This is a genomic window from Aliiroseovarius sp. B-4, from assembly GCF_056857795.1.
In genome coordinates this window covers 86,681-111,142 of sequence record NZ_JBSXNV010000029.1, presented here as the reverse complement: position 1 = coordinate 111,142, position 24,462 = coordinate 86,681, and the positions used below count along the sequence as shown (strand labels likewise).

The window sequence follows — 24,462 nt, the reverse complement described above, 5'->3', positions numbered from 1 at the left end:
TCATTTGTCATCTATGTTCTGGGCACACCGCAGCCTGGAGAAAGACAACATGACCCACCAAATGAGCCTTCGCGAACAAGCGGATTTCACCGCCGATCTGGACGGAATCGCTGGCGATGAAGGACGCAAGGCCGTCTTCAATCGCTTCCGCACGATCCGGGACAATGGGGCTATCGCGCCCGATCTGCCGACCGACTCGGGGCGCGCTGGCGCATATTCGATGGTCGCGGTTTGCGGCGCTCGGCTGGTCTACACGACCTATGAGACCGCTCGGCGCGCGGACGTGTCCGTCCTCCTGGGCCGTTGGCTCACCGAACGCCCGCTGGACCCGTCCGCCGACGCCCCCGTCGGAGAAACCTACCAGCCGCCGAGCCGGATCGAATCCATTGTCCGCCGCGTGCAGGCGGGCGAGACCGTCACGCTCACCGTGGAGCATCGCCGACTGATCGAGCCCGGTCTTTCCTGGGGCTTCATCCTGTCGGAGCCCCCGGCGGAGTTGGAGCTTGCCGAGGCCGCTCGAATGGTTCGGGATGAAAAGCGCCGTGCCTCTTTTGAGGTCCGCGCCTCAATCGTCCTGCCGGTCTCCGATCTGATCCGTCCCGTCCTCGACATGCTCGGGGGCGAATGATGCGACTTCCCCGTCTCCTGTCCTCCTGGCGTGGGAACCGTCGCGCCGAACCGCCTGCCCAAACTCGGAGCTTCGACGCCCAGAGCGGGCGGCGGTTCGGCGCGCGTGCCAACTATGCCAGTCACGGGCCGGAGACGTTGGCGGCAGGCCCGACCATCCGAGCCCGAGCCCGGCACGCCTATGCGAACAATGGCTATATCCGCAACGGCGTGAACGCCATTGTGGCCGAGGCCGTGGGGGCCGGTATCGAAGCGACCTCGGCGCACCCCGACCTGACGATCCGGGCCGAGATCGACTCGGCCTTCCTGGACGCGGCGGCGCGGATTGACGCCGAGGGCCGCACTGATCTGCGGGGCCTCATGGCGGCGGCGGTGCAGGCCGAGATTGTCGACGGCGAAGCGTTCTTCATCATGGAAGACCGCGACGGGCGGGCCGTGCTTCGCCAGCTTCCGGCAGAATTTGTTGACGAGGCGATGACGATGGAGCTTGCGGGCGGCGGCTATATCGTTGCGGGAATCGAGTTTTCCACCCTGGGCGAGCGCGTGGCCTACCACATCCGGCCTGCACGCCCGACCGATCTATTCCCGACCGCGCGCGAGGCGATCCGCGTGCCCGCCGAAGACGTGTTGCACATCTTCCGCCCGCTCGGGCCGGGGCAGGTCCGGGGCGTGTCGCAACTGGCGAGCATCCTCCTGACGGTCAATGAGTTTGACCAGCTTCAAGACGCGCTCCTGGTCGGTGCCAAGGTGGCCGCGATGCACACGGGGTTTGTCACCGACGTGAACAACCTGGGCGGCGCGGGCGAAGGGTTCTCCGATGCCGACGCGCTCGGCGACATCAGCCTGGAGCCCGGCACCCTGCGGGTTCTGCCCGGCGGCCTGGACGTGAAATTCAACACCCCCGAGCAAGCCAAGGACGGGATTTCCTTCGCCAAGCTCACCCTCGGCCAGATTGCCGCTGGCCTGGGCGTGCCTCAACACCTAGTCGACGGCGATCTGACGGGGGCGAACTATTCGAGCCTTCGCGCGGGCCTCCTGCCGTTCCGGGCCAAGGTCGAACAATTCGTCTATCACACCCTGGTCCCGCAATTCCTGGACCCGGTGTTCCGGCGCGTCGTGACCGACGAATATCTGGCCGGACGCCTGGAGCTTCCCGACCTGACACCCGCCTTGCGTGTCGAATGGCTGGCCCCGCGCCCCATGCAGGTCGACCCGGCCAAGGACGCCCAGGCCGTGCGGGAACTCCTGTCAATGGGACTCACCAGTCGCCGTCAGGCCGTCGCCTCTCTTGGCTGGAACGTCGACCGACTCGACGCCGAGATCGCGGCGGATCGCGAACGCGAGCGTGCGCTTGGCCTGACCTTCACCGCCACCGAGACCGAGGAGTCAGACGATGCCTCTTGATATGACCCGCGCGGCCAGCACGCGCCCCAACTCTTTCGACCCCGAGACTCGAACGGTTTCGGCAGTCATCGCGACCCCCACGCCCGTCCCGCGCCGGGATGCTCGGGGGCCGTTCTTCGAAGTCCTGACGGCTGACACCCTGGACCAGTCCGCCGTCGACGGTTTGCCCGTCCTCGACTCACATCGAACCGCGTCGGTTCGAGACCAGCTTGGGCGGGTTCGGTCCATCGCCCAGGAGGGCGGCAACATCGTGGCCGTCCTGGAGATCACGTCCGCCGAAGATGCTGCCCCCGTGGTCCAGCGGATCGCGGACGGGACCGTCACCGGAGTCAGCATCGGCTACCGGGTGGCGGGATGGACCGAAAAGACCACGCCAGAGGGGCGGGTGAAGACCCCGACCCGCTGGCACATCACCGAGGTCACCTTGACCCCTAACCCCGCCGATCCCTCGGCACGACTCCGGCAGAAAGGAAACGACATGCCCGAAGACACTCTCGAAACGGTTTCGCCGGAAGCGGCGGAACAGACCCGGCGGAGCGACATTCGCACGCTGGTGCGCGAAGCGGGGCTCGGCCCCGAGATCGCCGACGACCTGATCGACGCTGGCGCGGACCTGACCCGTGCCAAGGCCGAGGTCTTTGACGCGGTGCAGGAGCGCCGCCGCTCGGCTCCGATCATCCGCACCCACACGGCGCAGAACGATGACCCGGCGGTCATCACCCGCCGTCAATCGGACGCCCTGGCAACCCGCATGGCGGGCGGCGAGTGCCCCGAGGATGCCCGGCAATACCTGAATCTGTCCCTGCGGGACATGGCGACGGAAAGCCTCCAGCGGGCCGGTGTGTCGACCCGTGGCATGAGCGCCGATGAAGTGTTCACCCGCGCCGCTGCCCACACCACGTCCGACTTCCCGCTTCTGGTGTCGAACGCCATGGGCAAGGTCGCGCTGGACAGCTACCGGGCCGCCGAGTCGCCGCTCAAGACCCTCTGCCGTCAGCGCACGTTGCCGAACTTCAAGGAGTCCACGGCGATCCGCCTGGGCGAAATGGGGCGGCTGGAAGAGATCGCCGAGAATGGCGAGATCACCCACACGTCGCGGGCCGAGAACGGCGAAACCATGCGCCTCAAGACTTTCGCGCGTTGCGTCACCGTGTCCCGGAATCTCCTGATTGACGATGACCTGGGGATGCTCGGCGACACGACCGCTGCCCTTGGCGAAGCCGCTGCCCAGACCGAGGCCGACATTCTGGTCGACCTGATCGTCGGCAACCCGAATCTCAGCGACGGCACGGCGGTTTTCGACGCCAGCCGGAGCAACGTCGGTTCCGCCGCTGCGCCGTCCGTGGCGGCCCTGACGGAAGCTCGGCAGGCCATGCGGACACGCACCGGCCTGGACGGCAAGACCATCATCAGCGCCACCCCGCGCTATGTCCTGGTGCCTGCCGATCTGGAGACCGAGGCCGAACAGGTTCTCGCCACCATCCAGCCGAACGCCACCAGCGACGTAAACCCGTTCGGCGGCAAGCTCACGCTCCTGGTCGAGCCCCGGCTTCCGGCTGGCACCTGGTATGTGTTCGCGGACACCGCCCGTCTGGCGGCGATGCAATACGCCTACCTGTCCAGCGCCCAGGGTGTGCAGATTCAGCGCACCGAGGCGTGGGATACGCTCGGGATGAAATTCCGCGCCTTCCTCGACTTCGGCGCGGGCTGGCTCGACTGGCGGGCGGCTCATCAGGTGCCGGGGGCGTAACCCATGGCCCTGACCGTCGACCAGCTTGTCGCGGCGCGTGACGCGCTCCTGGACGCCCGAGCTTCGGGTGTCCGGGAAGTGCGTGACCAGAACGGCGAGACCATCACCTACAAGGGCGACCGCGAGATGGCCGCCGCGTTGGCCGCCCTCGACCGCGAGATCGCCCAGGCGACGGGACGGGCGGCACCGACAACCCTCCGATTCAGAACCTCGAAAGGAACCTGACATGAAGAACTACATCCAACCCGGTGAGAACATCACCGTAACCGCAGAAGCCGCCACGACCTCTGGCGACGGCGTGAAGCTCGGCACCCTCTTCGGCATTGCCTCGGGTGACACCGAGATCGGCGACCCGCTCGTGCTGGTGACCGAAGGCGTGTTCGAGATGCCCAAGGTCGCGACCGACGACATCGCCGTCGGGGCCGCCGTCTACTGGCGCTCCAGCGATGGCCTGGTCACGACCACGGCATCGGGCAACACCAAGGTCGGTGTGGCCGTCCTGGCCGCTGGCAACCCTTCCAGCGCCGTCCGCGTCCGCCTGAACGGCACCTTCTGAGGGGGAGTCGGGTCGCGTGGTGTCCATCCAACGCATAGAGGCCGCCTTGCTCAAGGTGGCCGCGCTGGTGGAGCGCGACCCGGCTTTCTCGCCCGTGTTCGAGCGCCTGGAGGCCGAGCTTGCGAAGGCGCGGGCTCTCGACACCGGGGAAACCGAAGTCCAGCGGCGGGCGCGTGCCCTTCTGTCTCAGAGGGCGAAGCCCGCGACCAGCTTGGCGACGTGTTCGAGCGAAGCGCCCTTGCCGTAACGCTCACGGTCGAGCCGGTGGCCGAACAAATCGCGCCTGATCCTGTCATCAATCCCGGCTGCCAGCATCCGGTCTTCGAAGGAATGGCGCAGGGAGTAGAACGAATGATCGGGCGTTTCCAAGAGTCCCTTGCCCCGGAGATACTTGTTGACCGTCGCGCTCAGCGTGGCGCTGTCGCGGTATCTGGGGAAGCCTTCGGGGAAGTCTCGGAACGCCTCCAGCGACACGCCCGTGAGGGGGATGACCCGGCGGGCATATTGGCTCTTCAACTGGCGGCCTGTGGGCTCAATCGAGATGTGCGGCACGTCGGTGTCCAGCCGGATCGTGTCTGCCGTCAGGGCCGCGCCCTCGGATGGCCGGTAGCCGGTGTTGACCATGCCCAGGAGCAAGCCCCGCGCCTCGGCGTTGAGCCCGTCCAGCGCCCCAGGGGCGAGGAGTCGGGTCTTGATCCATTCGACCGAGAACGGCGGGCGCGTCCGCGTCTCGCCTTCCTTGAAGGAAAGCTCGCCCAGGGGCAGGTCGAGCCCGAGCCGCTTCATGGTGTTCACCGTCTTGAGAATGTCGCCCAGGTGAATGAGGTCCTTGTTGGCCGAGTTGGCCGTGACCTCGCCCCCTTCAATCCGCTCCAACCACATCTGGCGGAAGTCGAGCATGTCGTCGCGGGTGATGTTGTCGATTGCCTTGTCGCCGACGACGGCGACGAAATTCCGAACCGCCTTGATCCGGGGATTCCTCCAGCGGCGAAGCTGGTCCTCGCTCTTGCCGAAGGTCTTCTCACGGGCGAGAGTCCAGTAATGCTCCAGCGCCCGCGTGGCCGTGATCTGGGGTTCCTGGGCGGTTCCCAGGAGGGCGGTGGCCTCGGCCATGTCCGGCGATCCTGCGGGCGCGGAGACGGCTTCCACGCGCTCGACAAGCTCGGCCACGGGCAGGCTGGTGACTCGACCTATGTCGAGATACCGGAAGCCCCGGACGCGGGCCAACTCCTGGGCGGCGGAATAGCGCGCCTCGGCGTCATCGGTATCACCGGCAAGCCGGGCCTCCCATGCTTCGATCATCTGGCCCCATGCGCGATCCGCCTTGCTCTTGGCGACGGTCTCGGAGTCGGTGTGCAGGCTGATCCAGACGGTATCGCGCGGCTCCACGTCCCGGTAACGCCTCGGGACACGTCGTCTCAGGTGGTAGGTGTTGCTTCGCTTGGTAATGGACATGCCGTCGCCTCCTGCGCCCCCGTGCAGCGGATTGTGCAGCATGTTGTGCAGCAAAACAAGCGGATTTCTGGCCGCGATCTGATCCGAAAGCCTGATTTCTTCCATGAAATTAGCGCCTTAGACGATTTTCAATGTGATGAAAATGGCGGAGAGACAGGGATTCGAACCCTGGGTAGGCTTGCACCCACAACGGTTTTCGAGACCGCCCCGTTCGACCACTCCGGCACCTCTCCGCGGGGGTCTTGCGGGGGGCATAATTCGCTCGCGCGGCATGTGCAAGCCATTTTTTTTGAACAATTCATTGCCGACCGGCGGTTTCGTGATCGAGCAGAGCTTGGCACCCGAACTGTGTGGGGCTAGGTTATGGGGAACCAAACCAATCAAAAGGGCAATTGTTCCAATGAAACTTAACAGATTGGCACCGTTATTTGCCTTTGTGCTCTTGATTTTAGGGGGTGCGACTGCGGCGCAGGCGGCGGAAGAACAGGACATTCGCGACTTCCTGAAGGTCACGGGCTTTGACGTTGCGATTGCCTCGATCCAGCAGGGCGCGATGGCGGGACCGGCGCTGACCGGCGAGGATCCCGATGTGTTTGGCCGCCAATGGGTCAAACTGGCCGAGGAGGTTTTCAACCCTGACGAGATGATCTCGGAGGCGGTCGAAATGCTGGGCGCCGTCATGCCGGACGAGCTTCTGGATCACGGTGCGGCCTTCTATGGTAGTCCGCTTGGCCAGCGTTTGGTCGAGGTAGAAAATGAAAGCCACATGGCGGATGACACCGTGAAATATGCCGAAGGAGAGCGGCTGACCGGCGAATTGCTTGAACAAGACAGTATCCGCATTGATCTGTTTCGCGAAATGGGCACGGCGATTGGATCGACGGAAACCGCGATCAGGTCGATCGTGGAAATTCAAGTCCGGTATTTGATGGCGGCTGTGGCGGCGGGGGCCAGCGACTTTGACATCTCGGAGGAAGATCTGCGCCTGATGCTGATGGCGCAGTCGGGTGAGATGCGCAAGAACATCGAGGTCAACAGCCTTGTCGCGAATGCCTATGCCTATCGTGATCTGACCGATGAAGAACTGATCGATTATCTCGCCGCGCTTCAGGATCCGAAAATGGGCCAGGTCTACGAGATCTTGAACGCGGTTCAGTATCAGATCATGGCCGAGCGGTATGAGACGCTGGCCAGCCGTTTGGTCGATCTGCGCCCCGAGCAGGAACTGTGATGCCCATTCGACTGCGACATATATTTGGCGTCGCAGCGATGCTTTTCGCACTGACGGTGTCTGGTGTGGCAACCAGTGCCTGGGCTGTGCCGCGTGATGTGACACCTGTGGGGCAGAACGAGACGCAGACTTACGACAAGCTCTGGTCGCTTCTGCGATTGAACGAACTGCTGGACATCATGCATGAGGAAGGGGCCAGTATGGCGCTGGAGGCCGATGTTGATTTGCTGGGCCATCCGGGTGGCGATCCGTGGCGTCGTCGGGTGCAGGCGATATATGATGTTGACCGCCTGAAGTCCGAAGCCGAGTCTGCAATAAAAGCAGCGCTGGATGCCGCGCATCTGGATGCGCTATGTGATTTCTATGAGACGGATGACGTGCAGAGCGTTGTCGATCTTGAAATCACTGCCCGTCGTGCCTTTCTGGATGCCGATGTTGAAGATCGTGCTCGTCGCGCGTGGCTGAGCGGACGCATCCTGACGACGCATGAAGAGGCCATTCTGCGGTTTGTCGAGGTCAATGACCTGGTTGAACGCAACGTGATGGGCGCGCTGAATTCAAACTATGCATTCTTGCGGGCGATGACCGACGCCCATCCGGTTGCAGACGAAAAGCTGACCGAACAGGAAATCCTGTTCGAGGTCTGGTCGCAAGAGAAGGAAATCCGGCGCGACACTTCGGAATGGTTGTTTGCCTTTCTGTCGATGGCTTATGGTCCGCTGCCGCAGGATGTGCTGGATGACTATGTGGCGTTTTCCGAAACCGAGGCCGGTCACGCGCTGAATCAGGCGATGTTCGAGGCGCTGGATCAAATCTATGTCAGATTGTCCGCCGATCTGGGCCGTGCCGTGGGCGAGCTTGGGGCGCAGCAAGACCTCTAGACCACCGGTGAGTGGAAAAAGATGGGGCGGGCGGGGCGCATCTGGTCACTCCTCTGGCACTCCGTCCAACCCTTTCAGGCCGTCGATCATCTCGCTCAGCTGGTTTTCGTATCTACGCCATTTCCCGATGGACGAGCTGTATAACGGTTGCCGCACCTGCGCCAGCGACAGCGTTTTCACGTCACGGTCGGTCTTGTGGAAGTCCAGACAGGCGTCTTCCCACTCCAAATCGCAAAACTCCAACAGCTTTCGCACTTCCCGTTCGGGGTTGGCGACAAGGGCTTCATACTCAAGCTCATAGATACGGTCGGGTGCCATCTCTTGCCACAATGCAAGGTATTGGGTGAACAGGCGATAGGTCTCGACAAGATCCGATTGCGTGTAGGTATAAAGGTGCAGCCCCGTGACAAAGCGGTTCTTGAACATCGACCACAAATTGTCACGCGGATCGCGGCGCAGGGCGACAATCTTGGCATTGGGCAGTGCCAGCCATGCCAGCGGCGCGATCTGATAGGTCGAAATTGTCTTGTCGGTGATCCGCTCCGCCCCCGGAACACGAACATCAATGGCGGCCTGATAGTCGCGGCCCAAGGTCTCGAACTGGTCCGGGGTCATATCGGCAACAGTGCCCCCGTCGCGGTCAGTTCTTGCAACAGACCGAAACACCAACGGGTGCAGGATGCTCAACTCGTCTCCGCCGGTAATGGTCGAATGGCTGGCCAATATCTGCTCTACCAAAGTGGTTCCGGATCGCGGCAAGCCGGTCACGAAGATGGTTTGGTTGTCCTGATAGCCGACCTTGCCAATCTGGCGCTTGTCGAAGCCATCAAGAAACGCTTTCAGCTTGTCGAAATCCCGTTGCGCCTTGGCGCGGTCATAAGGGTGGCGCTTTGCCATGATTTCATTTGCGCGCGACAGATAGTGCCAGGCTTGATCGTCGTCGCCAAGGTCCTCCATGACTTTCAGAAGCCCATAGCCCAAATCCATGCGGCCATCATCGGGCAGGTCGTCACGCAGCCACAGGTCTTTCATTTCGGTGACGACCGGATCATCGGCAGCAAGTTTCTTGCCATGGGCGATCATCCGGTAAATCGCACCGGATCGCACATCGCGCGCCAGGGCATCCCGCAGAACGGTATCAGCGGCCTCCATAGCCCCTTCCTGTTGCAGGATGTTGGCCGCAATGGTGACAACGCGCAGATTGTTCGGATCAGCCTCCAAAGCCGCCTTGATGCGTTCATGGGCAGCATCGGCGTCACCCGCCAGCTTGCGGGCGACCGCCCCAAGGGCAAGCGTTTCTCCGGTGGGCGGGGCAAGCCGCTCCAGATGATCCAGATCGGCCAACGCAGCGGCAGCGTTTTCCAGAGAGAGATGCGCCTGCGCCCGCGTCATCAGGGCCAGACGGTTGTCCGGATCCTGTTTCAAAAGCCTGTCAAGGCAATCCACCGCTTCGTAGGGCGAACCCAGATCCTGATAGAGCTTGCCAAGGTTGCCCAAAACTATCGGGTTGTGCGGAATCAGCCGTCGGGCATGCAGCAGCAAAGGCTTGGCCTCCTGATGACGACCGGACGCCAAAAGCAATTGCCCCAGTTGTGCGGCGGCCTCGCCGTAATCGGGGTCAATGGTCAAGGCTGATCGAAAGGCGGTTTCCGCCTCCGCGGTGCGGCCCAGACTGGCCAGTGCCGCACCGTGTATGGTCGACAGAATCTCGCTTCCGCCACGCGTGGCGATCAATTGGCGCGCCTGCGCTTCGGCCTCTGCCATCTTGCCGGCATTGATCTGCGCGACCAGCCTGTCTATCTCGGCGGTCGTCACTTTGGTCGACACGCGTGCGGTGCTGGTCTGGACGGCATCCATTGCCTTGGCGATCGCCTTCCGATCGCGCTGTCCCAGATTTGCGGCTTTCAGCTGCGCCTTTGCCTCTTTCCGGGCGGTGTCATCGCCATAGGCGGCGATGGCGGCAGCGTAAGCCTGCCACACTTTCAATTCGGTCGGCGCAAGTTGGGCGGCGCGTGCCAGAAAGTGACTCGCATCCTTTGGACGCCCCGCCTGCATATGAATCTGTCCCATGTGAAAGGGGATCTCGGCGCGTTTCGGGGCGAGCTTCGAAATCTGGGCAAACAGGTCCAGCGCCTCGCGTGGTTTGCCGCCGCGTGCAAGCCCCATGGCGCGATTGAACATGGCAGGGATCTGGTTGGAATTTAGCGGCAGCATCGCAGGCTCCTTGCGCTTTGGTCATAGGCATGAGCAGCGGGCGCACATGCAGGATATTTCCATTCAAGGCCTAATATGTCATGCCATGGGTCGCAAGGGTTGTTGCGTGGCAGAGCGGGGTCGTGCGCCGGTGGAGTTTTCACTGGAAACCGGCTTGACTTGCAGGCCGTTTCACCCGATAAGCCGCCACTCCTACCGGGAATTTCCCGAGTGGGGGCGTTTAACATTGCCCATCGGGGCGCGCTGTTCGAGGCAAGTGAAGGGATCAACCCTTCGACAAACACCGGGTTTTCGGGGCCACAGAACGCGGAATATGAAGGAAGATCAAATGTTTGCGGTTATGAAAACCGGCGGCAAGCAGTATAAAGTCCAGGCAGGAGACGTTTTGCGCGTCGAAAAGCTGGCGGCTGCTGCGGGCGAAAAAGTCCAGTTCAACGAGATTCTGATGGTTGGTGCAACCGTGGGCACCCCCACCATTGCCGGTGCTGGTGTGCAGGCCGAAGTCATCGACCAGATCAAAGGCGACAAAGTCATTCACTTCGTGAAGCGTCGTCGTAAACATGGCTCCAAGCGCACCAAGGGCCACCGTCAGCAACTGACGCTCTTGCGCGTGACTGACATCCTGGAGAAGGGTGCAGACAAGTCGGGCGTGAAAGCTGCGATTGGTGCGGGGTCGGTTCCGGGTGGTGCTGCCGCTGCGCCGGCCAAGAAAACCGCGCCGAAAAAGGCTGCCCCGCAGAAAGCCGAGAAGGCCGAGGCCTCTGCGGCTGCTGCTGCGGACGACCTGACAGCAATCACCGGTGTCGGTCCCGCCGCCGCCAAGAAGCTGGCCGACGCTGGCATCACCACCTTCGCCCAACTTGCGGCCGTTGACGTTGACAGCTTTGACGCTGTCAAAGTTAAGCCCGAGTGGGTTGAGCAGGCCAAAACGCTGGCCTAATCTGAGCTAAGGAGAGATAGCATGGCACATAAAAAAGCAGGCGGTTCATCCCGTAACGGCCGCGACTCGGCCGGTCGTCGCCTTGGCGTCAAGAAATTTGGCGGTGAAGTCGTGATTCCCGGAAACATTATTGTGCGTCAGCGCGGCACCAAAATGTGGCCGGGCGCGAATGTTGGAATGGGCAAGGATCACACCATCTTCGCGACGGTTGAAGGCCAGGTCCAATTCCATAAAGGCCTGAAAGGCCGCACCTTTATTTCGGTTCTCCCGGTGGCGGAGGCCGCTGAGTAAGCCGAACCTGACAAGGTTGTGACAAACCAGGGGCCGGCTGTGAATGCCGGCCCCTTTTCTTTTTGTATCAAGCACCTATCTGCCATTCATCGGGATTTCATAATTTGGTCTTATTGCCCCCCATATCCTGCGATATGTCCACCAGGGAGAACTGACCAACCCGGTGCGTTCTGCGCTTTTCAGAGGAGGGAAAGCCATGAAGCATGTTGAGATCACACGCCAACCGCTTATCGAGGCGGACCGCTTTGTGCTTCGCCCCGTTCGACGTTCGGATGCGGGGATGCTGTCCATGTATACGGCGGATGAACGCGTGGCGTCTGGCACACGGTCGATCCCGCATCCCTTGCCACCCGGCACGACCGAGGCATTCATCGAACGGTCGTTGCAAGACGAGCGTAATGAAGATGTCTGGGTGATGGACGCCGCGCAAAATGATGGGCGCGAAGTCCTGGGCGTGATCAGTCTGACCCATTTGGATCGGGCGCAATCTCAACTTGGCTATTGGGTCGCGCCGGGGTTCTGGAACACCGGCATCGCGTCAGAGGCCGTGCAGGCGATTGTTGCGGCCAACCCACAGCACAACACGTCAATCTTTGCCGAGGTTTTTCAGGACAACGCCGCATCAGCCCGTGTTCTGACCCATGCGGGGTTTGAATATATCGGCGACGCCGAAAGCCACTGCGTGGCGCGCAACGCCAATGTGCCGACATGGACTTACATCAACAAGATATCTTAACGCGTTGCTATAATGGATGATTGTCTTATCAGGACGAAGCGGCTGACGCTCCGTCCTTTGACGGCTGCGGATGGTGATCAGGTGGTTGACTTGCTCAACGACTATGAGGTCGCGCGCTGGCTGACCGTCGTCCCGCACCCCTATACACTTGCTGATTTCAACGGGTTTCTGACCCATCTGGCCGACACCTCTCGGCTGGGCGGGTTGGCCATTGAACGGAACAACAGGGTCTTGGGCGTGGTTGGACTGGACCCGACACTTGGTTACTGGTTGGGGCGCGCGCACCAAGGACGCGGCGTGATGATCGAGGCGACGACGGCTCTCTTGGAGTGGGCCTTTGCCAATCTTGAGATCGACCAGGTCAGCTCGGGGTATTTTCGTGACAACATCGCGTCGCGCACGGTGCTGACAACGCTTGGATTTCGCCATACCGGCGTGATCGAACAGGTGCACTGCACCTCTCAAGATATTGATGTTGAACTGATTAAAGTCGAATTAAGTCGCGCAAATTGGCAGTCCCGCTGATGATGACCCGTCTGATCACTGACCGTTTGATGCTGCGCCGCACACAGCCTGCCGATGTCGACGCCTTCCACGCGCTGGTGTCTCACTTTGACGTGGTGCGCATGACCGCCAGTTGGCCCTGGCCCGCAGACCCTGCGTATACGAAATCGCGTTGTGCCCCCTGCGACCCGGCGGTCGGTCTGGCCGGTCCGGTATTTCGCCAGGGCCAGCTTGTCGGTGCCATGGGCATCATGTCCCGCGAAGAGAATGGCCCGGAACTGGGTTACATGTTCGCGCCCGCGCATTGGGGCAAAGGATATGCAACCGAAATGGGGGTAAAACTCATCGCTTATGTATGGGCGCATTACGATTGGGATGCGATCCGCGCAACGGCGTTTGAAGACAATCCGGCCTCGGTGCGGGTGCTGGACAAGCTGGGCTTCACCGAGACCTGCCCGACAATCGGCAGATGCACGGCGCGCAATGGCGATGTTCCCCTGCGCAGTTTCACCCTGCCACGCCCCGTCAATCCGTAAGCTGTTTGCGACGCAAACCACCTTGAACTCTTGAGCCTCGGCTCATTTCCCTCTATCGCAAATATCGTAACCAGAAAAGGCGTGCGCCCGATGAAATTCCTCGATCTCGCAAAGGTCTATATCCGTTCGGGTTCCGGCGGCGGGGGCTGCGTGTCGTTTCGGCGCGAGAAATACATCGAATATGGCGGTCCCGATGGTGGGGATGGCGGACGCGGTGGCGATGTTGTCATCGAGGTCGTTGACGGGCTGAACACCCTGATCGACTTTCGCTATCAACAACACTTTTTCGCAGGCAACGGGCGCCCCGGCATGGGGCAACAGCGCACCGGACCAGACGGCGACGATATTGTCCTGCGGGTGCCTGTGGGAACCGAGATCCTGGACGAAGACCAAGAGACCGTGATTGTCGACATGACCGAGGTCGGGCAGCGTTTTGTGCTGGCCAAGGGCGGCAATGGGGGGTTCGGAAACCTGCATTTCACCAGTTCGACCAACCGCGCGCCGCGCCGCGCCAATCCGGGGCAGGAAGGCGTCGAGCGCACGATCTGGCTGCGTCTGAAGCTGATCGCTGATGTGGGGTTGCTGGGCCTGCCGAACGCGGGAAAATCGACATTCCTTGCCGCGACCTCGAACGCGCGGCCCAAGATTGCGGATTATCCCTTCACCACGCTGCACCCCAATCTGGGAGTGGTCGGTGTTGACAACGCCGAATTCGTCGTGGCCGACATTCCCGGCCTGATCGAAGGTGCGTCGGAAGGGCGGGGTCTTGGCGATCTGTTCCTTGGCCATGTCGAACGTTGTTCCGTTTTGCTGCATCTGGTCGATGGCACGTCCGAAGATGTGGTGGCAGACTGGCAAACCATCATCACCGAGATCGAAGCCTATGGCGACATTCTGGGCGGCAAGCCCCGCGTCACCGTACTGAACAAGATCGACGCGTTGGATGACGAGGAACGCGCAGAAAAGCGCAAGATGCTTGAGGCCGTCGCCGGCCCAGTGATGTTGATGTCCGGTGTCGCTCATGAAGGGACCACCGACGTGCTGCGTGCTTTGCGTAAAGAGATTTCCGAGGACCGCATCCGCCAGAAACCCCGAGAGGAGCAACAGACGTGGCAACCCTGACGAAGGCCAGCCGTATCGTGGTCAAGATCGGCTCGGCGCTTCTGGTCGATGTCGCGACGGGGACATTGAAATCCGATTGGTTGCAGTCTCTGGCCGCCGACGTGGCTGCGCTGAAGGCGCGTGGGGCGGATGTGGTTCTGGTGTCCTCTGGCTCCATCGCCTTGGGGCGCGGGGTGTTGGGGTTGCCCTTGGGCACCTTGTCGCTGGAACAGTCGCAAGCGGCTGCTGCGGTCGGGCAAATCCGGCTGGCGCGAGCCTACGAAACGGCACTCGCCCCCTTGGGTGCGACCACCGCGCAGGTGCTGGTGACGCTGGAGGACAGCGCCGATCGCCGCCGATACCTGAACACACGCGCCACGTTAGAGACGCTTCTGTCGCTGGGCGTTGTGCCCATCGTGAACGAAAATGACACGGTGGCCACGGATGAAATCCGCTTTGGCGACAACGACCGGCTGGCCGCGCAGGTGGCCGTCACGGTTGGGGCCGACCATCTGGTTTTGCTGTCGGACGTGGATGGGTTCTATTCCGGCAACCCCAAGGACGATCCCGCCGCCACGCGCTATGACGTCATCGACGCAATCACGCCCGCGATTGAGGCGATGGCGGGCGACGCGGGCACGGGTCTGTCTAAAGGCGGGATGAAAACCAAGGTGATGGCCGCGAAAACCGCGACCGGGGCAGGGTGTGACATGACGATCACGCTGGGGTCGCGAATGAACCCCTTATCTGCCTTGGCCGAAGGCGCGGCGTCCACCTTGTTCACTGCGCGCACCGACCCGAAAGCAGCGCGGAAACATTGGATTGCGTCGATGAAATCGCGCGGCGCGGTGGTGGTCGATCAGGGGGCCGAACGCGCGCTGCGCTCGGGCAAATCGCTATTGCCTGCCGGGGTGGCCGCGGTGCGGGGTGATTTTCAGCGCGGCGACCCGATCGAAATACATGGGTCCGATGGAACCCATCTGGGCGCTGGCCTAAGCCGCTATACTGCGGACGAAGCGCGGGCGATCAAGGGGCAGCGGTCGGACAAGATCGAGGCCATTCTGGGCTATCCGGGCCGCGCCGCCCTGATCCATCGCGACGACATGGCCCTGTAAGGACAGCGATCAAGAGAACGGAGATCAACCATGAGCGAAGACATCACGTCCATGATGGCCGAGATCGGACGCCGCGCGCGCGATGCGGCCAAGGTGCTTGCCTTCGCTCCTGCAAGGGCCAAGGAAAAGGCCCTGCTGGCGGCTGCGGATGCCTGTTGGGACCGGCGGGCCGAAATTGCCGATGCCAACCAGAAAGACATGGCGTTTGGTCGCGACAAGGGTCTGTCGCCCGCCATGATGGACCGCTTGATGCTGGACGAAGATCGCATCAAGGGCATGTGCGACGGGTTGCGCGCCGTGGCGCGGCAGAACGATCCGGTGGGCGAGGTGCTTGAGGAATGGGATCGTCCCTCGGGCTTGCATATCAAACGCGTCCGCACGCCATTGGGTGTGATTGGCGTGATCTATGAAAGCCGTCCGAACGTGACCGCGGACGCGGGTGCGCTGTGCCTGAAGGCGGGGAATGCGGTGATCCTGCGTGGCGGGTCCGAGAGTTTTCATTCTGCCGGGCTGATCCATGCCTGTTTGCAAGACGGATTGCGTGCCGCGGGTTTACCTGTGGATGCCATCCAGCGTGTGCCGACCCGAAATCGAGCAGCGGTAAGCGAGATGCTGACAATGACCGATTACATCGACGTGATCGTGCCGCGTGGCGGCAAGGGGTTGGTGGGATTGGTCCAGCGCGAGGCGCGTGTGCCGGTCTTTGCACACCTTGAAGGCATCGTGCATATCTATATCGACAAGGACGCCGACCCGGACAAGACCGCACGGGTGGTGATGAATGCCAAGACCCGACGCACAGGAATTTGTGGCGCGGCCGAGTGCCTGTTGATTCACCGCGATACGGTCATCTTGGGACAGAAGGTGTTGAATGATCTTATGGATGCCGGGGTCGAGGTGCATGCGGGCGACGGGCTGACGGGCACCATCGCTGCCACCGAGGACGATTGGGGCAAGGAATTTTTGGACAGTATCATCGCGGCCCGGATAGTCGACGACGTGGACGGGGCGATTGACCATATCAACCGCTATTCTTCGTCTCATACCGATGCGATCCTGACCGAGAACGACGCGACTGCCGAACGGTTCTTCACCCGGCTGGACAGCGCGATCCTGATGCGCAATGCGTCGACCCAGTTTGCGGACGGAGGCGAGTTCGGCATGGGCGCTGAGATTGGCATCGCCACTGGCAAGATGCACGCGCGCGGGCCGGTGGGCGCGGCGCAACTGACATCGTTCAAATATCTGGTCGAAGGGGACGGCACGACCCGCGCGTGATATCTCCTAGAACTCCACGCTGATCGAATGTTCTGCTATGGTCACGCCGGCATTGCGACCTTGGCGGGCCAGTTCGGGCCCAACCAGCGCGAAGTGAACCTGCGCCGGGGGCACGTCGGCGTCGCTTTGCAGGGTCGAGACCATGTTCCATAGAACGGTGTCCACGTTCATCTTGTCCGCCTGACCCTGTATCCGCCAGTGTGCATCGTCGCGGCGCACTTCGATCCGACCGCCCCAAGGCATTGCGGTCTCAAAGCACTGAAGGATCAGGAAAGCCAATTTGACCGCGCAGCGCGGTTGGTTTCCGGTGGGGTGCCAGTCTACTTCAATCTTACGACCATCCACGCCGGGCGCAAGAATGGCACGGATTTCGTGTTCTGCGATCAGTTGATCTTCAGATGCAGCACCAAAGGCCACGCGGAAATAGCGAATGCGCAGGTTGGCGTTGGTGACGCTTTCTGCGATCAGCGCCATTTCCGGGCTATCGGCCAAACCGGAAAGCTGCAACAGTTCAACGCCGTTGCCGATCGCGCCCAGAGGGCTGATAAGATCATGGCAGATACGAGAGCCGATAAGGGACGTCAGGTCGCGGTCTTGTTGGGTCATGGAAGATACCTTGAAAGGAAGACGGATGAATTTGGGATCGATGCTGGAACCGGGTATGTTGGTGCGTCATCCGAACCAACCGGACTGGGGCGTAGGGCAGGTGCAATCAAATATCGGCGGCAAGATCACGGTGAATTTTGAGCATGCTGGCAAGCAGGTGATTGTTTCGGATCGCATAGACCTGATCCCGGTTTTTGAACCTCCGCAAGCAACTTAAAGTAAATCATCGGAAAGCAATACAATCATAACGAGCCACCCACTCAGTTGCAAACCCTAAGCCACCACCATAAAAGCCCAGCAAAGTTAGCAAAACGTTAATAACGATGCCCAAACCCGATTTTGCCCTGCGCCTGGCCCGAGACGAGGCTGACCTGATCGCTGCCCAGCGATTGCGCTATGACGTTTTCGTGGCTGAACTGGGCGGAACGGGCAAGTTGGTCGATCATGACGCGCGGCTGGAACGTGACGCGTTTGACCCCTATTTTGACCACTTGATTCTGTTCGATCAGGCCCGTGAAGGATGCCCTGCCGTGGGCGTCTATCGGTTGCTGAGGGGGGATCGGCTGTCGACGACCGGAAACGGCTTGTCGCGGTTTTATTCCGAAGATGAATATGATCTTACGCCACTACGAACTTCGGGTCGTAAGCTGTTGGAATTAGGGCGTTCCTGCCTTCATCCTGACTATCGTGGCGGCCGCGCGATGATGCTTCTCTGGACCGGGTTGGCCGACTATGTGGCAGAGCACAAGATCGAGCTTCTGTTTGGTGTCGCCTCGTTTCATGGCACGGATATCAACGCATTGGCAGCGCCTTTGTCCTTGCTGCATCACCGCCACTTGGCACCCGAAGCGTTACGGGTCAAAGCTCAACCTGCGCATTTTCAATCCATGAACCTGATCGATGCGGATCATATCGACCGGCCTGCCGCGATGCGGGCGGTGCCATCGTTGATCAAGGCCTATCTTCGGCTGGGTGGCTTTGTTGGGGAAGGGGCCTATGTTGACCATGAGTTCAACACGACGGATGTGTGCCTGATCATGGACACCGAACAGATGAGTGAGAAACACAAGGCAATCTACACCGGAAAGTCCCACAGATGACCGCCCAGTGGCATGGTGAGCCAGAGCCGCATCCCTTCCGTCCGTCTGGTGCAGATTGGCTGCTTATCGTCGCGCGCGGGTTTCCCTTGGCAGTGCTTGTTTTCGGCGGTTTGGTCGTGCTGTTGCTTATCCGACTGATCGAGCGGCCCTTGTGCGGCATCAGGCGACCGATCACACCGCACATCACCCAATTTGTCTGCCGTGTGGCGTTTGTGATCCTTGGCATCCCCTTCAAAGCGATCGGAACTCCCATGCGCGAGAAGGGGGCGGTGGTTGCCAACCATGCGGGCTGGCTTGATATCTTCTCGCTTAACGCCAGGAAGCGCGTCTATTTCGTGTCGAAATCCGAGGTGGCGGGTTGGCCCGGTATCGGCTGGTTGGCGCGCGCAACGGGCACCGTGTTTATCAACCGTGACCGGCGCGAAGCCACAATGCAGATCGAGGTCTTTCGCGAACGCCTCCAGGCCGGCCACAAGTTGCTCTTTTTTCCGGAGGGCACATCCAGCGACTCGCGCCGCGTTCTGCCTTTCAAATCAACGCTTTTCGCCGCGTTCTTTACGCCTGAAATGCGAGATTTCATGTGGGTTCAGCCGGTCACGGTGCGCTATATCGCGCCCCATGGTGCCGATCCACGTTTTTACGGCTGGTGGGGCGATATGGATTTTGCGCCGCATCTGGTGCAAACGCTTGCCGCACGTCGGCAGGGCCGGGTTGAAGTGGTCTATCACGCGCCGGTCAAGGTGTCTGACTTTGCCGGTCGGAAAGAACTGGCGGCCTATTGCGAAACCGCCGTTCGAAGCGGATTGGACGATTTGAAGGACCAGGCGACTTAACCGGTCATTGCACCCAAAAGCCGCGCCAGCGTCGCCGATGGGTCGTCCGTGCGCCAGATTTCTTCCCCGATGGCGAAGAAATCGGTGACGGGTGTCAAAGCACGGATGGTGTCTTCGTCCAGCGCGCCTTCAGCCACCACGGGCACTTCGATCATCTTGGACCACCAATCGAACAGGTCCGCCTCGGCCCGGGTGCCATCGCCAAGTGCGGTCGCGCCCACAGGCCCGAAGCTGACGTAATCTGCGCCCACTTCACCAGCCGTCATGCCATCATGGCGCGAGGCACCGCAAAATGCTCCGACAATGGCGTCGTGGCCAAGATCGTCGCGGCTCTTGCGCACCCGGCGCGCGCCATCCCCCAGATGAACCCCATCCAGCCCCAGGCGTTCAACCATCAGAGCGTGGTCCGCGATCACGATCGGCACGTCGCGCGTATGGGCCACTTCGCGGCAAGCGTCGGCGGCGCGCATGATGCGGTCCTCGTCCGTTGTGGCCAGCGATAGCCTCAGACAGGCGGTTTCATGGGCGTCCAGCACGCGGGCGAGCTGATCGGGAAACTGCGACAGCTCAAATTCGGGCGGTGTCACCAGATAAAGCTGGGGAAGTTCGAAAACTGTCTCGGCCATCGCGCGCGATCCTCTTCGTGGGGTGTTTTGCTGCTTCATAGACGGCTAGAGCGTCTTTGCAAGCCTGACAAGGGGATCGGCGTCACTTCGCAGGCAGCGAGGCGACATATTCCAGCGCCAAGCGAAGCAGGTCGCCGCGCGTGTCATCATCTGCCATTGCGTCCGGACCCGCCTCGATGAAGCCGCCCATGCGTCGGCCCGTGAACGCCATGGGTTCTGCCCCGGGCAGCGCCAGCGCAGCGGCTTCATTTACCTTGCCAACGCGATACATCGCGCCATCCTTGTGCACGCCGCACAGCATGTTGCCATTCAGCATAAAAGCGATCCCGCCGAACATCCGTTTTTCGGACAATCCGTGGGTCGCTGAAAGATCGTCTTTCAAAAGCTCATAGATTCCTTCGTCATATGCCATGCGCGACCTCATGCTTGCCCTGATGCTGCGCTCAGCGTATCACGCGCCCAATCAAAGGGAAGGGTCGGCATTGGCGGATCACATGACGGATAATCTGGGGCCGCAGCCCGAAATCGTGCTGGTGCGTCCGCAGATGGGCGAAAACATCGGGGCAGCGGCGCGCGCGATGCTGAATTTCGGGCTGGAGCGGATGCGCATCATCGCCCCGCGCGACGGTTGGCCGAACCAATCAGCGGTGGCCATGGCGTCTGGTGCGGGCCGGGTGCTGGACGGGGCGGGGGTCTATGACACGCTCGCGGACGGGATCGGCGATTGCGACTATGTTTACGCCACGACAGCGCGTTCGCGCGATTTGGCGAAACCGATCCTCAGCCCTGAACGCGCCATGGCCGAGGCGCGCGCGATGCGGGCAGAGGGCAAGAAGGTGGCGATCCTGTTTGGGCCGGAACGGACCGGGCTTGAGAATGGCGAGGTGGCGCGGGCAAACGCGATCATTTCGGTGCCGGTGAACCCCGGGTTTGCGTCTTTGAACCTTGCGCAATGCGTGCTTCTGACCGCCTATGAATGGCGGCGCCAGACCACCGAGTTTCAGCACGAGGTGATGGAATGGGCAGGCTCTGAGCGCGCACCGTCCATCGAGGTTGAAAAACTGGCGGAGCATTACGAGGCTCGACTGGATGAGGCCGGGTTCTTCTATCCGCCGACCAAGGCGCCGGTCATGAAAACCACGCTGCGCAATATGTGGAGCAGGATGCCCATGACGCGCGCCGATGTGCAGATTTTTCACGGTATCCTGCGCCAATTGTTGCGAGGCAAACAGGGTTGATCAGGTTTTTCGGGTGGCCGCCACCACCCAAATGATCGCCAACACGAGCGCGCCGACCGCGTTCAGGTTCGCCATGGTGACACCAAACAGATCCCATGGGATTTCATCGCAGCGGATCAGCGGCGCATCGTTGATTTTCGACAGCAGGTCATCGACAGACATATCTGCGACACCGCTGCCGGTGCACGAGCTTGGGCCGTCCCACAGCTTGCGTTCAACGCCTGAGTGGAAAAAGCCGATAGCGGATGTCGTTGCTGCCGCCAGCGCGCCAAGCCAGGCAAGCGCTTTCTGCTTTGTCGAAAGTGCCACGCCTCCGATCACGATGGCGGCAGCATGGGGCCAGCGTTGCCACAGGCACAGTTTGCAGGGCGCATAGCCCAAGGCCTGAAAGACGAATGCGCCGCCAAGGATCAGCGCCGAGGAGATGGCTGCGAAGGCGATCAACTGGTTCGCCGTGAAGCGGTCAAGAAATCTCATAGATATTTTACCGTGTAAAATCCGCCGATCAGGATCACGACGAACAGGATGAACATCAGACCCAAACGCCGCTCGATGAAGTCGCGGATCGGCGCGCCGAATTTCCACAAAAGGGCCGCGACAACAAAGAAACGCAAGCCTCTTGCAATCACGCTGGCGACCATGAAAACGCCAAAGTTCAGGCCGGTGGAGCCGGACAGAATGGTAATGACCTTGTAGGGGAACGGTGTCACACCCGCGATCAGCACAGCCCAGGCGCCCCATTGGTTATAGGTTTCGGCAAAGTGGCCAAACTCGTTGGTTTTGCCATAGAATTCCAGCACAGGCTGGCCGACGCTTTCAAACAGACCCCACCCGATGAAATAGCCAAACGCCCCGCCGAGGACGGACGCGACCAGCGCGACCGTGGCAATCACGAAAGCGCGCGACGGGCGGGCGATGATCATCGGGATCATCAGGATATCGGGTGGGATCGGAAAGACCGAGCTTTCCAGAAACGCCACAAACGCCAGCCCCCACAACGCGTGGCGCGTGTCTGCCAATCCCATGGTCCAATCGTAAAGACGCCTGATCATCTGCGTGCCTCTTGCTTTTTGCTCACGAACCACGCCCCGTGCGTGACGTCAAGGGACAGGCGGGACATCATGGCTTGATAGAAGTCGAATGGCCGGTAAACTGGCTGTGAAACGATAGTACAATGGTCCGATGCTTCGGTTTTCGGGTGGGCAAAGGGAGCATCACGATGAAATGGCAAGGCCGGCGCGGAAGTCGGAACATCGAAGATCGACGCCGGGCAGGGGGCGCGGCGCAGGTCGGCGGGCTTGGGCTTTTGGCGGTGTTGGCCATCGGCTATTTCCTGGGTGTTGACGTTACCCCATTCCTGCAAGGCGGCGGAACGCTCGGATCGGGCGGCGGCGGCGAAATCACCGAGGCCGACCGGCAGGAGGGTGAGTTTGTCTCGGTCACACTGGCCGATACCGAAGAAGTTTGGGACGAACTGTTTCGAACTCAAGTTGGGCAGAGTTACAATCCGGTGACGCTGGTGCTTTACAAAGGTGTCACGCAAAGCCCCTGTGGCGGTGCGTCTGGTGCGACCGGACCGTTCTATTGTCCGGGGGATCGCAAGGTTTATCTGGACACCTCGTTTTTCACCACACTGTCCCGACAGTTGGGCGCAAAAGGGGATTTCGCGGCGGCCTATGTGGTTGCACATGAGGTGGCGCACCATGTGCAGAACGAGTTGGGCATTCTGGGGCAGGCCAATTCCATCCGCGCGCAGGTTGGTGAAGCCGAGGCTAACGCGGTTTCGGTTCGGATCGAGCTTCAGGCAGATTGCTATTCGGGCATCTGGGCACGCGAGGCGCAGGCACGGTTTGGCTCGCTGGAACGTGGCGATGTGGCCGAGGCGATGAACGCCGCTCGTCAGATCGGTGATGATACGCTGCAACGCAGTGCAGGCCGCATACCGATGCCGCACACCTTTACCCATGGCACATCCGAACAGCGCCAGAACTGGTTCCTACGGGGCTATGAGAGTCGCGATATGCGCAGTTGCGATACCTTCTCGGCGGACCAGATCTGAACGGTGATTCTTTTTGGATTGGTTCGGGAATTGAACCGACAGCGTCCGACGTGGATGCACATACGCCAATATTACATGCGTTAAGTAGCGGAAAAATCGTCTTGTTTACAAGGTTGTTGCGCATGCAACGAGTTTTGTTTACGAATATTTCAGCGACAGGATCATAAGCAAACCCGACCGTGCAGTCGATAATACTTGCGTGACGGCAAAGAGCCTGTTTTTATCGGTTTGTCTGTAAGGCGGTGGAACCGCCAGTGGCAGACCGGACATAGTTCGCGTTTGGGAGGAAGCGAAATGAAATTCACCATGAAAACTGCTTTTGTTGGCGCTGTAGCACTTGGGCTGACCGCCGGAGCCAGCTTCGCGCAAGAAGTCACGCTGAGATGTCAGCACTTTTTACCGCCGACTGGGTCCACGCCGCTCTATTTCATGACGCCATGGGCCGAAAAGATCGAACAGGAATCCGGTGGTCGGATCAAGGTTGAACTTTATCCGGCCATGCAGCTGGGCGGCAAACCTCAGGCGCTGTATGACCAGATACGCGATGGCGTGATTGATTGTGGGTGGGCGCTGCCCGCCTATACGCCGGGCCGTTTCCCCGAAGCAGAAGCGTTCGAACTGCCCTTCATGACGGGCCGCAACGCCGAAGCCTCCTCCAAGGCGGCGTGGGAGTATTCGGAAAAATACCTGATGGAACGGATGAGCGACGTCAAACTTCTGGCCACCCATGTCCACGGCCCCGGTGTTGTCCACAAGAAGGGTGAACCGGTAAAGGCACTTGAGGATTTTCAAGGGCTGAAACTGCGTGGACCGTCGCGTCAGGCCAATGCGTTGTTTGAAGAACTGGGCGCATCCCCCATCGGGATGCCGCTTCCGACCTTCCCCGAAGCACTGTCCAAGGGCGTTGTGGATGGCGGGGTGATCCCATGGGAAATCGTGCCACCGCTGAAGGTGCATGAACTGGCTGACAGCCACACCGAATTTCCCGGCGATCGCTCGCTATACAACACGTTCTTCATCTGGGCGATGAACAAGGACACCTATGCCAACCTGCCGGACGACCTGAAAGCGGTGATCGACGCCAACTCGGGACTTGAGACCTCGGGTTGGGCCGGCGCCTCGTTCGACAAGGGCGACGTGATCGGGCGCGAGATTGTGGCGGGCACCGACAACACCATTCACGAGCTTGATCCGGCTCTGGTGGCCGAAATCCGGGCCATTGGCGACAAACAGGTTGAAGCCTGGGCGGCTGACATGACCTCCAAAGGCCTGGATGGTGAAGGCATGGTGGCCTATGCCAAAGAGCTTGTCGCCAAATATGCCGACAACTGATCGACGATAAAAACAGCTCCGGGCAGCGGGTTTGCCCGGAGTTTTTTTT

The 24,462-nt window shown here is 61.0% G+C and carries 28 protein-coding genes and 1 tRNA gene; 21 read left to right on the top strand and 8 right to left on the bottom strand.

From position 1 onward, the window contains the following. The first annotated feature begins 49 nt into the window (after positions 1–49). Genes AC13C8_RS03815 through AC13C8_RS03795 form a run of 5 tightly spaced genes read left to right on the top strand, consistent with a single transcriptional unit; the run spans position 50 to position 4,337 of the window. Positions 50–628: a hypothetical protein gene (locus AC13C8_RS03815; RefSeq protein ID WP_482846417.1), complete on the top strand. Its 579-nt coding sequence runs from the start codon at positions 50–52 to the stop codon at positions 626–628. Then, positions 625–2,031 (top strand): phage portal protein, encoded by a 1,407-nt coding sequence (locus tag AC13C8_RS03810; RefSeq protein ID WP_482846416.1) that lies wholly within the window; start codon positions 625–627, stop codon positions 2,029–2,031. The genes AC13C8_RS03815 and AC13C8_RS03810 overlap by 4 nt, the downstream gene beginning before the upstream one ends. Beyond that, a complete protein-coding gene (locus tag AC13C8_RS03805; protein WP_482846415.1) occupies positions 2,021–3,781 on the top strand; it encodes a prohead protease/major capsid protein fusion protein in 1,761 nt (586 codons plus the stop codon). Before AC13C8_RS03810 ends, AC13C8_RS03805 begins: the two co-directional genes overlap by 11 nt. A gap of 3 nt (positions 3,782–3,784) precedes the next feature. After that, positions 3,785–4,006, top strand: coding sequence for a phage head-tail joining protein (locus AC13C8_RS03800; RefSeq protein WP_482846414.1), 222 nt, complete (start codon positions 3,785–3,787; stop codon positions 4,004–4,006). A 1-nt stretch (position 4,007) separates the two neighbouring features. Beyond that, positions 4,008–4,337 carry a DUF2190 family protein gene (locus tag AC13C8_RS03795; protein WP_482846413.1) on the top strand — a complete coding sequence of 110 codons (330 nt, stop codon included), beginning with the start codon at positions 4,008–4,010 and terminating at the stop codon, positions 4,335–4,337. A gap of 186 nt (positions 4,338–4,523) precedes the next feature. On the opposite strand, the gene AC13C8_RS03790 is transcribed toward AC13C8_RS03795, so the two are convergent. Both AC13C8_RS03790 and AC13C8_RS03785 read right to left on the bottom strand, forming a co-directional pair. Beyond that, a complete protein-coding gene (locus AC13C8_RS03790; protein ID WP_482846467.1) occupies positions 4,524–5,792 on the bottom strand; it encodes a DUF6538 domain-containing protein in 1,269 nt (422 codons plus the stop codon). A gap of 143 nt (positions 5,793–5,935) precedes the next feature. After that, a tRNA-Ser gene (locus AC13C8_RS03785) sits at positions 5,936–6,025 on the bottom strand. Positions 6,026–6,192: 167 nt separating this feature from the next. Here AC13C8_RS03785 and AC13C8_RS03780 point away from each other — a divergent pair. Together AC13C8_RS03780 and AC13C8_RS03775 are read left to right on the top strand one after the other, a co-directional pair. Continuing rightward, the gene (locus AC13C8_RS03780; protein WP_482846412.1) at positions 6,193–7,023 is read left to right on the top strand and encodes a DUF2059 domain-containing protein; all 831 of its coding nucleotides are present in this window, start codon (positions 6,193–6,195) and stop codon (positions 7,021–7,023) included. After that, entirely contained in the window at positions 7,023–7,904 is an 882-nt protein-coding gene (locus AC13C8_RS03775; RefSeq protein WP_482846411.1) for a DUF2059 domain-containing protein, read from the top strand. Before AC13C8_RS03780 ends, AC13C8_RS03775 begins: the two co-directional genes overlap by 1 nt. Positions 7,905–7,949: 45 nt before the next feature. Here AC13C8_RS03775 and AC13C8_RS03770 read toward each other — a convergent pair whose 3' ends face one another. After that, positions 7,950–10,118, bottom strand: a complete 2,169-nt coding sequence (locus AC13C8_RS03770) for a tetratricopeptide repeat-containing sulfotransferase family protein (RefSeq protein WP_482846410.1) — start codon at positions 10,116–10,118, stop codon at positions 7,950–7,952. 328 nt (positions 10,119–10,446) lie between these two features. Between AC13C8_RS03770 and AC13C8_RS03765 the strand changes: the two genes are divergently transcribed. The 8 genes from AC13C8_RS03765 (at position 10,447) to AC13C8_RS03730 (ending at position 16,619) form a co-directional block, all read left to right on the top strand. Next, on the top strand, positions 10,447–11,058 hold the full coding sequence (locus tag AC13C8_RS03765) for a 50S ribosomal protein L21 (RefSeq protein WP_091432229.1): 612 nt from the start codon (positions 10,447–10,449) through the stop codon (positions 11,056–11,058). Between the two features lie 21 nt (positions 11,059–11,079). Then, a complete protein-coding gene (gene rpmA, locus AC13C8_RS03760) occupies positions 11,080–11,349 on the top strand; it encodes a 50S ribosomal protein L27 (RefSeq protein ID WP_091429947.1) in 270 nt (89 codons plus the stop codon). A 196-nt stretch (positions 11,350–11,545) separates the two neighbouring features. Beyond that, positions 11,546–12,085 carry a GNAT family N-acetyltransferase gene (locus AC13C8_RS03755; protein WP_091429949.1) on the top strand — a complete coding sequence of 180 codons (540 nt, stop codon included), beginning with the start codon at positions 11,546–11,548 and terminating at the stop codon, positions 12,083–12,085. Between the two features lie 12 nt (positions 12,086–12,097). Then, positions 12,098–12,610, top strand: a complete 513-nt coding sequence (locus AC13C8_RS03750; RefSeq protein ID WP_482846409.1) for a GNAT family N-acetyltransferase — start codon at positions 12,098–12,100, stop codon at positions 12,608–12,610. After that, positions 12,610–13,125 carry a GNAT family N-acetyltransferase gene (locus AC13C8_RS03745; protein ID WP_482846408.1) on the top strand — a complete coding sequence of 172 codons (516 nt, stop codon included), beginning with the start codon at positions 12,610–12,612 and terminating at the stop codon, positions 13,123–13,125. Before AC13C8_RS03750 ends, AC13C8_RS03745 begins: the two co-directional genes overlap by 1 nt. Before the next feature lie 90 nt (positions 13,126–13,215). After that, positions 13,216–14,247 carry a GTPase ObgE gene (gene obgE / locus AC13C8_RS03740; RefSeq protein WP_482846407.1) on the top strand — a complete coding sequence of 344 codons (1,032 nt, stop codon included), beginning with the start codon at positions 13,216–13,218 and terminating at the stop codon, positions 14,245–14,247. Further along, complete coding sequence (gene proB, locus AC13C8_RS03735; RefSeq protein ID WP_091429957.1) at positions 14,235–15,341, top strand: glutamate 5-kinase; 1,107 nt, start codon at positions 14,235–14,237, stop codon at positions 15,339–15,341. Before obgE ends, proB begins: the two co-directional genes overlap by 13 nt. Before the next feature lie 30 nt (positions 15,342–15,371). Further along, positions 15,372–16,619: a glutamate-5-semialdehyde dehydrogenase gene (locus tag AC13C8_RS03730; protein ID WP_482846406.1), complete on the top strand. Its 1,248-nt coding sequence runs from the start codon at positions 15,372–15,374 to the stop codon at positions 16,617–16,619. Positions 16,620–16,625: 6 nt separating this feature from the next. On the opposite strand, the gene AC13C8_RS03725 is transcribed toward AC13C8_RS03730, so the two are convergent. Continuing rightward, on the bottom strand, positions 16,626–17,225 hold the full coding sequence (locus AC13C8_RS03725; protein WP_482846405.1) for a histidine phosphotransferase family protein: 600 nt from the start codon (positions 17,223–17,225) through the stop codon (positions 16,626–16,628). 25 nt (positions 17,226–17,250) lie between these two features. On the opposite strand from AC13C8_RS03725, the gene AC13C8_RS03720 reads away from it, so the two are divergent. The 3 genes from AC13C8_RS03720 (at position 17,251) to olsA (ending at position 19,158) form a co-directional block, all read left to right on the top strand. Next, a complete protein-coding gene (locus AC13C8_RS03720) occupies positions 17,251–17,442 on the top strand; it encodes a DUF3553 domain-containing protein (RefSeq protein ID WP_091432231.1) in 192 nt (63 codons plus the stop codon). Between the two features lie 106 nt (positions 17,443–17,548). Continuing rightward, a complete protein-coding gene (olsB, locus tag AC13C8_RS03715; protein ID WP_482846404.1) occupies positions 17,549–18,325 on the top strand; it encodes an L-ornithine N(alpha)-acyltransferase in 777 nt (258 codons plus the stop codon). After that, positions 18,322–19,158 (top strand): lyso-ornithine lipid O-acyltransferase, encoded by an 837-nt coding sequence (gene olsA, locus AC13C8_RS03710; RefSeq protein ID WP_091429966.1) that lies wholly within the window; start codon positions 18,322–18,324, stop codon positions 19,156–19,158. Before olsB ends, olsA begins: the two co-directional genes overlap by 4 nt. On the opposite strand, the gene AC13C8_RS03705 is transcribed toward olsA, so the two are convergent. Both AC13C8_RS03705 and AC13C8_RS03700 read right to left on the bottom strand, forming a co-directional pair. Next, the gene (locus tag AC13C8_RS03705; protein WP_091432233.1) at positions 19,155–19,784 is read right to left on the bottom strand and encodes a thiamine phosphate synthase; all 630 of its coding nucleotides are present in this window, start codon (positions 19,782–19,784) and stop codon (positions 19,155–19,157) included. The genes olsA and AC13C8_RS03705 overlap by 4 nt on opposite strands. 82 nt (positions 19,785–19,866) lie before the next feature. Then, the gene (locus AC13C8_RS03700; protein ID WP_482846403.1) at positions 19,867–20,196 is read right to left on the bottom strand and encodes a TfoX/Sxy family protein; all 330 of its coding nucleotides are present in this window, start codon (positions 20,194–20,196) and stop codon (positions 19,867–19,869) included. 82 nt (positions 20,197–20,278) lie between these two features. Between AC13C8_RS03700 and AC13C8_RS03695 the strand changes: the two genes are divergently transcribed. Further along, entirely contained in the window at positions 20,279–21,022 is a 744-nt protein-coding gene (locus tag AC13C8_RS03695) for an RNA methyltransferase (RefSeq protein ID WP_091432235.1), read from the top strand. Here the strand turns inward: AC13C8_RS03695 and AC13C8_RS03690 are convergent, their stop codons facing one another. Both AC13C8_RS03690 and AC13C8_RS03685 read right to left on the bottom strand, forming a co-directional pair. Next, the gene (locus AC13C8_RS03690) at positions 21,023–21,499 is read right to left on the bottom strand and encodes a disulfide bond formation protein B (protein WP_091429969.1); all 477 of its coding nucleotides are present in this window, start codon (positions 21,497–21,499) and stop codon (positions 21,023–21,025) included. Further along, a complete protein-coding gene (locus AC13C8_RS03685; protein ID WP_091429971.1) occupies positions 21,496–22,074 on the bottom strand; it encodes a YqaA family protein in 579 nt (192 codons plus the stop codon). The genes AC13C8_RS03690 and AC13C8_RS03685 overlap by 4 nt, the downstream gene beginning before the upstream one ends. 167 nt (positions 22,075–22,241) lie before the next feature. Here AC13C8_RS03685 and ypfJ point away from each other — a divergent pair, with 167 nt between their 5' ends. Then, positions 22,242–23,081, top strand: a complete 840-nt coding sequence (gene ypfJ, locus AC13C8_RS03680; protein WP_091429973.1) for a KPN_02809 family neutral zinc metallopeptidase — start codon at positions 22,242–22,244, stop codon at positions 23,079–23,081. Positions 23,082–23,375: 294 nt separating this feature from the next. Then, positions 23,376–24,413, top strand: coding sequence for a TRAP transporter substrate-binding protein (locus tag AC13C8_RS03675; protein ID WP_091429975.1), 1,038 nt, complete (start codon positions 23,376–23,378; stop codon positions 24,411–24,413). Positions 24,414–24,462: the final 49 nt, after the last annotated feature.